The following is a 3,961-nucleotide window of genomic DNA, read 5'->3' as shown; positions in this document are numbered from 1 at the left end:
GGCGGCGAAGACCGGGCGGCTCGCCGGCGGGGACGCCGCGCCCGGCGGGGGCCCTAGTGCCATGCGGGCCTCCGCGGCCGCCGCCAGGCCGATCGGGATGCCGACCGATTCCACCCCCGAGTAGGCCTTCGCCGTCACCGGCGCCACGAGCTGGATGTCGTACTGCAGCTCGGTGATCGGGCGCAGGCTGTCCTTCTCGACCAGATAGTGCTGCGCGCCCGCCGGGGTCTGCACCACGACCAGTTGGCCCGTCAGCAGCTCCGACCTTCTCGGCACGGCCGTCGAGGCCCGCCCCGGCGCGCGTACCCGCAAAGGGGCGATCGCCTCGCCTGCCGGGAGGATGTCGACCAGCGCCGCGCCCACCCTGGCCCGCGCTTCGGCGCGGAGCGCCAAACCCACCGTGACCGTGTCGGGGCGGCCGATGCGATGGCGGTGACCGCGCCAGATCAGGTACTGGTCGCGGGTCGATGCCACCTCCACCAGCAGGGCCGCCTCGCCCAGCGGCCGGGCGCCCGCCGGATCGGCGCCGGCCAGCAGGATCGACTCGTCGACCGGCGCGCCGGTGCGGTCGGCGGTGGGACGGGAGCAGAGACTCCAGCCCGCGGTCAGCAGGCGGTCGGCCCTGGGCAGCGCGTCGGGTGCGTCGGGGATGCCGATGCGCGGGCCGCGCGGGACGCCGATCAGGGACTCGCGGGAGACCCTGACCGTGCGGGCGGATCGGCCCAGGGCGAGCAGCGCCGAGGTGTAGTTCAGCACCGGGTGCAGGCGCTCGGCGACATAGACGTAACGCGCCCCGGTCTCCTTCTCCACGATCACGACGTCGCCCGCGCGCCACGCGCGGTTGCCGCCCGGGGCGAGGAAGCCGTAGACGCCGAAGCCGACCAGGACCACCAGGGCCAGCGCGATGCTGCCGAAGGCGGCGGCGGCCGGGCGGCGGAACGGTGGCTGTTCGGGGTCGGTCTCGCGGATCACGAGGGCCGAGTGCACGCGCTGGGCGAGGAAGCGCTGCGCCTGCAGCTGGTCGCGGCGGGTCGCCATGTCAGCCGCCCAGCCCGCGGACCAGGCCGTAGAGCTGCAGCACCGCGCAGACCGCCGGGACGCAGCCGAGGACGAGCAGCATCTCGGCGATCTCGGCGTATCGAGCGAGGGCCGCTCCGGCCCGGCGTCTGCTGTAGACGATCGCGCAGGTCACGGCGAGTGCGGTCAGGGCGAGGAGGGCGGGCAGTGTGAAGCTCAGCGGGCGGCCGGCCGCCACGGCGGTGAGGCAGGCGGCCGCGGCGATCAGGAACGGCAGGCGGTGGCGCACGGCGGGATAGAGGCGGGCGCGTACGCCGAAGCCGAGCGTCAACAGCCCGAGCAGGACGGTGCCGGACGTCCGCGGCACGGCGGCGAGCACCGCCGCGGCGCCGCATGCGGTCGCCGCGCCCCCGCTGATCATGCCGGTGAGCAAGGCGTCCGCGCGCAGCACGGCGGCGTTGACGGCGGGCCGCGGCGGCTGCGGGTCATCGCGCACCAGGTCGGCCGCGGTGCGCGGCAGCATCGGGGTGGGCAGCCGGCCGAGGCGTACGGCGAGCGGCCCGAGCAGCGGCGAGAAGAGGAACACGACGGCCCCGGCCACCGCCGCGGCGCCCGGCCCGGTGGTGAAGCCGAGCTCCACCGCGGCCGCGGCCGACCCGCCGAGCAGGGCCGCCACCGCCGCCGCCACGAACACCGCCGGTCGATACCCGACGGCGAGCACCGCCAGCACCGCCGCGACCAGGACCGCCGCGCATCCGCCGAGCAGCGGCCCGCCGAGCAGCAGCGCTCCCGCCACAAAGGACGCCGACACCGACAGCGCGGCGAGCACCGCGCCCGCGCCGGCGTCGCCGAGCACTCGGGACAGCAACGTGCCGCCGAGCAGCAGCGCCGCCGCGACGATCAGCGCCCCGCGGCCCGACCCGGCGCGCACGATCGCGACCAGGGTCAGCGACACCGTCGGCACCGTCGCGGCCAGCCCGAACAGGCGCGTGTGCCGGGGCTGCCACAGGCGGCCGGTGCGTCCGGCCGCGCCGGCGATCGCGTCGACCAGGTCGTCGTACGCGAGTTCCGGCCAGTGCAGCGCGCCGGGCACCAGGTGCAGCACCTCGCCGTCGCGGATGTGCTGGGCGGCGAGCGTGCGCGCGGCGTCGAGCGGGACCCCGTCGGCGCGGCGCAGCAGCCAGCCGCCGTCCGGCAACTCGTCCACCTCGCCGGCCCGGCGCAGCAGGCCGGGCAGCATCTCGGCGACCGGCGCCCGTTCGGGCAGGGCCAGGTCGATCCGGCGGGCCGGCGCCGCCACGGTCACGCGTACCAGGCTTGCGGCAGTCATCGTCTCCCCCACGTTCTCTCCACAAAGCCCGGCAGCATCCTGCCGGTGGGTGTCACGTCGATCGGTCTCGTTCCTACGATGGGCGGGTGCGACGAGCCGCGGAACAGGGCCGACCGCTTAAGGACACGAGGATGACGACGGACGACGACTATCGCGACCTGGTGCCGCTGGGTGGATCCGTGCTGGCCGGGGTCGATGCGCAGACCGGCGAGGGCCGGGCTTTCAAGCTGCTGCCGGAGCGGCTCGACCGGCGTACCCGCGCCGACGTCGAGGCGGAGCTGCGCCGCTTCACGCCCACGGCCCACTCGGTCGTCGCCGACCGGATCGTCGAGCTCCCCGACGGCCGCCGGGCGTTACGCCGCGAGTTGCTGGCCCAATCGCTGCCCGAGCTGATCGACGGCTTCGGGCCGCTGTCCGTGCCGGACACCGTCGCCCTCGGCTCGGCGCTGGCGGAGGCGCTGACCACGGGCGTCCACGGTGGCGTGACGCCGGGCAACGTGCTGTTCCGGGCGTCCGGCGAGCCGGTGCTGACCGACTTCGGCGTCGCGCTGCGCCGGGCGTTTCCGGCCCGGGGCGAGCCCGACTTCCGCGCCCCGGAGACCATCCGCGACGGTGTCCTCGACGAGCGGTCCGACCGCTACGGCCTCGGCGCGATCCTCTACCTGGCGCTGTCGGGCCGGTCGCCGTTCCCGGCCCCGCCCGGCGAGCCCGACGGCGACCAGGTGCTGCGGGTGCTGACCGAGCCGCCGCCACCGATCGAGCGCGACGACCTGCCGCCGGGGCTGTCCACCCTGGTCTTCGAGCTGCTGGCCAAGGATCCGGCGCAGCGGCCGGCGGACGTGGCGGCCCGGCTGACCGAGCCCGAGGCGCCGTCCGCGCTGCCGGTCGGCACGCCAATCCTGGAGTTCGGCCCGGAGCGGCGCCGGCGCCTGCCCGGCCCCCAGGTGCTCGCCGCCGCCGCGGTGGTCGCCGTGCTGGCCGTGGTGGCGGTGCTGCTGGTGCTGAGCCGCCCGCAGGACATGGCGATGCCACCCCCGCCGGTGACCGCGCCGAGCGCGCCGGCCTCCGCCGGGCCGACCGCACCGGCCGTGCGCATCGAGCTCAACGACCCGGTCGACCGCGGCAACCTGGTCGAGCTGTCCTGGACCAGCGACGCCGACCTGCGGTTCGGGGTGGCCGTGGCCGCGGAGGGCGACGACGTCCCCGACACGACGTCGGTCGGGAAGGCCCGCACCTTCAAGGTCGAGGTGGACCCGGTCAAGCAGTACTGCTTCGAGATCCGGGGCACCGACGGCACCGCGGGGATGGTCTACGTCAGTCCGCCGAAGGCGATCCGCGGCGCTTCCTGCGCGCGCTGACCGGCAGCAGCGGCCTGGGGTCGAGCACGGCCCGCAGGCGGCTGAGGAACCCGCGCCGGGCCAGACCGCTGCGGACCGCCCGGACCGAACCCCACGCGTCGGTGTCCTCGCGCCGCCCCGGCGACCACAGTGCACGGTCGACCTCGGCGGCGAGGCGGCGGACCTCGTCGACGGTGTCCGGGCCGGCGACCGACCCGGCGGCGACGCTCACCTCCCGCACGGTCATCCCGGGCCCACGGGGTGGCCGTGACGCCCG

4 protein-coding genes are annotated in these 3,961 nt (G+C 76.3%); 1 reads left to right on the top strand and 3 read right to left on the bottom strand.

What is annotated here, in order from left to right:
- On the bottom strand, window positions 1-1,038 hold a 1,038-nt coding region (eccB, locus tag AB0M20_RS30945; protein ID WP_364303863.1), incomplete at its 3' end, for a type VII secretion protein EccB.
- Between the two features lies 1 nt (window position 1,039).
- Entirely contained in the window at window positions 1,040-2,347 is a 1,308-nt protein-coding gene (gene eccD, locus AB0M20_RS30940) for a type VII secretion integral membrane protein EccD (protein WP_364303862.1), read from the bottom strand.
- Between the two features lie 131 nt (window positions 2,348-2,478).
- On the opposite strand from eccD, the gene AB0M20_RS30935 reads away from it, so the two are divergent.
- A complete protein-coding gene (locus tag AB0M20_RS30935; protein WP_364303861.1) occupies window positions 2,479-3,705 on the top strand; it encodes a hypothetical protein in 1,227 nt (408 codons plus the stop codon).
- On the opposite strand, the gene AB0M20_RS30930 is transcribed toward AB0M20_RS30935, so the two are convergent.
- Window positions 3,662-3,961: hypothetical protein (locus tag AB0M20_RS30930; protein WP_364303860.1), on the bottom strand; the 300-nt coding region annotated here is incomplete at its 5' end. The genes AB0M20_RS30935 and AB0M20_RS30930 overlap by 44 nt on opposite strands.

This window comes from Actinoplanes sp. NPDC051633 (genome assembly GCF_040681735.1).
In the GTDB taxonomy this organism is placed as follows: Bacteria; Actinomycetota; Actinomycetes; order Mycobacteriales; family Micromonosporaceae; genus Actinoplanes.
Note: the sequence above shows the minus strand (reverse complement) of the source record. Positions and strands in the feature narration are given on the sequence as shown.